Consider the following 4462-nt stretch of genomic DNA (forward strand, 5'->3'; position numbering starts at 1 on the left):
ATGAGCGTTCACATTGGTCCGGAAATGGTGTTCACGTTGAACCGGAATCGGTGTTCATGATCGGCCGGAATATGCACTTCGCGGTCGATCAGTGCAGCACTCCGCCCGGTCATGCCAACTGAAGGGTCCATGAAGCGCACTACGCCGTCTGCTCCAATATATCTGATTGTCGCACCATCGGTTAAGCGCAGACCAAGGCCATCCATCAACCAACCTGCAGGAATATGAATGTTAATATTTTGTTGAATCGATGCATCGTAACCTGAGGCTTCTGCCAGATATTTCGCCGTTGTTGGGCGAATGCTAACTGCCTTCTTTGAAACACCAAAGGGGCGCCACCTTCTTATCCATTCGCTGTCGGGTTCATCTTCACCATCGTCTGCACGCCATGCCCAAGGATGTTCACCCAAGTAGGAATGCAGTCCGCCACAGCGGGCAGGAGGCACGTCGTCATCGCTCTGGAAATGTTGGCACTTCACCAGTGCCAAGGCTGTACTGAGATCGACCTTTCTAACTACAAAGCACGCGATCCGACGCCAAGTTTCCCGCTCTAGGAGTTCATTACCTCCACTCCACGTCTCAAATCCATTGAGTACCAGCCAGCGCCCATCATCGGCTGGGTTAGTAACCTCAATATTATCCGGGCCATCGAGCATGTCCTGATTGACGTTAAGCCAATCCAAGGCTTGATCAGCCGCCACAGGCTTTAAATCCGGTTCCGGTGGAACCCAAAAGCTGGCTTCCTCGAAACGGCGCCAACCATCGTCTTCTGTCTGTGTCACCAGCAAGGATGGATCTATGTTGCGCAGACGCATGATGTCGCCTGCTTCGTCTCGACCCGGCAAGGGCTGAAGGTTATCGGTCATCCTTGCGCAGAGCTCATAAAGCGCAATCCATTGATATTTTTTGCCAATGCGCTCAACTGCATGAGTGTGGCGGTCATTCCTGATGGAGGCATCGAAATCACCGTGCAAAGCTTCGGACCACCCGAGATCATGGGCTCGTTTGCACACCCAGCGCCTCGCCCAGGCGAGATTGAACTGAGCAGGCTCATCACGTAGATGGACAGCCCCCTGAAACATTCCCGTTTGGTACCAATTTGATGCCTCTGCACTCCATTGTGCAAATACCTGCTCACCAACGGCCGCTCGGAAAGCCGCCTTTGCTTTGTCAATCAATGGACGCAATGTCCAATAGCTGTCGTTACTTGCTTCTGACATAACTGCTAGAAGAGCCCTATGAGCTGCAAGCATTTCGGGTGATGCCGTTATACAGAAAGTATCAAACCAGCGCTGAGCAAGATCCCTGGCTGTAGGAATAGGTCCCGACAACTTGGCGGCGGCACTCCAATCATTGACCGCATAGTCGAGTTGGTAGCGAGCAAAGTCTCCATCGAAGACTGTGGATCTTGTGATCTCATCGCGTTCATAAGACTCGATTTTTTCCTCTGTGATGTGCTCTATAGGCCAAGCACTCCCGTAAGGCGGGTTGATCAGATAGGAATCGAAATCTTCGGGTAGAACTCCCTGGCTTTCTGCATATCGAACAAGGCCCCGTGCGTGATCGCGGGTCAAGATATTGGCTGGAAAGTCGACACTGGCGAAAAGGTCTGCATGAAGATCTTTGGCAACGAAGAAAAGCCCATTCGCGCTCCAGCGCCCCTGCATGGCAGCACCATAGATCGCAGCAACCAGACGCTCCGTAACATATGCATCGTCGAGGTTCTTAAAACGCAGCCATAGGGCGCTTGCCAGCTCTGGACGACTGGCTAGGAGAACCACTAGGGCTTTGGTAGCGGTATCGCGTACTGTCCGTGCCGAGGTGGTCAGAAACCAGCAAAGTTGAAGACCCGCCAAGGCTGCTCGCTCGGGACGAATCGCATCCTGATCAGCCTCGTGTATCCAATCGATGAGGCGCTCAGCCCGTTTGCTGGGATCGGCCAAATGCGTCGACCAGACAGCATCTCGTTGAGGCATGGGTAAAGCGCGTAATTCCTTATCTAGGAATTCAGCGTTGTGATCTCGATCAGGGTCAGTCGAAAGCGCAATCATGGTCTCAAACCGCAGCCGAGCACTACCCACCTCTTCAATCAACGTCCAAGTACGCTCATTGAAACTTTTGTTACTTCGATTCAGTAGGCTTTCTTCAAATGCCTCCGACACAACCCATGGATCAGGCAAGTCCGGCATATCAGTTAGTTCAACGCCAAACCGCTCAGGCAGTTGTACGGCAAGAGCTTCGAGTAAACCGGGCGTAATCGGCGAATACAAGTCCATGACGGCTCTACGAAGCGGCGTATCTGCTGCGAAGGCTGTTGTTGTATCACCAGCTATAACACTGCGGCTTAGGAGACTGCTGGCAATGGCATGATCACTCATGCGCTGAAAGGTAAAGCGATACTCTTCCTCGGCATCATCCTCGTAAGCTGGTTGTGCCGTTAGCAGGCCCTCGTTTTGAAGTTGGAAGAGAAGGTCTTGTCCAACTGGATTCGTGGAGGGAAAGAACTCGGACACGATGTCGTAAGCACGGCTACTGGCTACTTCTTCACGGCCGGTGTCTGCCATTTCCTGCGCGAGAGCCTTGATAGCGCGTTCTACCAAGCGGCGCTGAGGCACAACACCTATCTGTTTGGTTACCCGTTTTACAACGGCTTCGGTGTACAGCTTGAATACCGCTGTAACACCACCGAGTCTGTTCGTCAGAATTGCTTGGTCTTCAAGTTGAAGCGTATCGCAGCATATACGTAGGAATAACGGTATCTCAAACTCCTCGATTGAGTTGGGCTCTTCAGCCAAGTAAATCCCGCGTTTTTTGAGATACAACCGCGCCTGCCGTACCGAAAACCCCTCATGTGTGACCCTCGGCAGTTTTGTTTCATCAAGCTCATCAGGAATGACTAAGCGCTCGTAGGTCGAGCGACAAGATAGAATCAGGCTAATCCACTCAAACCGGTCTACGTCATGCACCAACCCAGCCAAGCGTTCAGGCCAGATAGCCTGACCATTTTTTTCGTTGAGAGCATCAATCATCAACAAGGCACGAACACCCATAGCCTGGCCAGCAGCATTGAGCGCCCCCAAGAAGCTCTCGGCTGGGAGATCTCGTGGAAGACCCAGATCCTTCATGATCTCTTCCCAAGGTTCTCCATCCGGCAACTTCTTACCTAGAACCATAACGGCAGGTTGCTCTGTCTCAATGATGTGATCGCAGATATCGGCCAAGAGATGTGACTTGCCTGAGCCTGCCTCTCCAATAACCAATAGCGCGCGGGTATCGACATGTTTCCAGTGCTGCTCCGCCAGTGCATGGGAGACGTTTTTGATGGCTGATAACAGGTTCGAAATGGCGTTCGCTAACGGATTGGGCTGGCTAGAGGAAATTGCGTCCCTCTGCGTGCTATACCAAGGCATAATCGCATCCCTGGCCATCTCAAGCGTTTCACGTAATCTAACTATCGGAATCGGCCCGCTTGGCATTGAGGCAATCTGAACGAGGGCCTGGATTGCATCGGTGCAAGCAGTGACTGCTGCGGTATCGGCTTGATTGGTCTCGGCCAGTTTCTTCTTGATGTCTTCACCGAACGCAGCCAGTTCAGTAAAGAGGAAGGGATCCCTCGTAGTGGCCTCGATTACACGCCGAATCGGCAGATCGATGTGGCTGTCGGGGCTATAACGTTCACCAAGCTCCGTGCGGGCACGTTCGAAACTCTTGCGAAACCACTCGATAGTTAACAGAGTCTGATTGAACCAATAGGCAACTCGGCCCGCAGCGGTAGGAGTTGATGCAGTAAGGCGCTTTTTGAGTTCAAAAGCCCCCCAAAGATCGATCTCGATCTTCCGGCCCGACGCACTAGCCTTGGCGATGCTCTCGTTTTTCCAGTTATCCCATCGGTTCTGAGAAGTTATAGTGCCAGTTTTGCGAGAGTCGGACAGATCAAATGGAAGACACACTATGAACTGTGTCATCTTTGGATGCTTGATAAGCGCTTGGCTTAGGGATTCATCAAGCGAACGGATCGCGTTTGCAACGTCCCAATAGTATTTCACCTGCCAACCAGTCTCGGTCCCATCAGACAGGACAGCGAAGCATTCTACGCCACCATCGCCTCCAGGCCCCTTTCGAGTAAAGCGGACGCAAGTAGGGGACAAGAGTTCGTCACCTGCGAGTTGGCAGCACAGCTCTTCAAAGGCGTTAGCCTGATTCCCCCGGTGGGAGCGAATTAAATTGAAATCTATATCGGGAAGCGGCATTGTTTCAGTTCCATCAATTACGTTGCGCAGTGCAATCGCAGTATTTTCATAATTGTGGGAATGAATATATCCCAAAACAATTACCTGTTAGCCAGATAAACCAATGGGCCCCGACAATCACGTTCAACCGATTGAACTAAATAACTGATCCCAATAGTGCTACACCTTCGCTGTGCCATAGCCATTCCCCGGGAAAGGAGACACGGTATCCA

Annotated in this window: 1 protein-coding gene; it reads right to left on the reverse strand. The window is 51.9% G+C overall.

Features of this window, described 5'->3' with window-relative positions; all coding sequences use genetic code 11:
* Positions 1–8: 8 nt before the first annotated feature.
* Positions 9–4325: an NACHT domain-containing protein gene (locus tag OKC40_RS21840; RefSeq protein WP_270796978.1), complete on the reverse strand. Its 4317-nt coding sequence runs from the start codon at positions 4323–4325 to the stop codon at positions 9–11.
* Positions 4326–4462 lie beyond the last annotated feature (137 nt).

The sequence above is a fragment of the Aeromonas sp. QDB11 genome, from assembly GCF_027705265.1.
Lineage (GTDB): Bacteria > Pseudomonadota > Gammaproteobacteria > Enterobacterales > Aeromonadaceae > Aeromonas > Aeromonas allosaccharophila.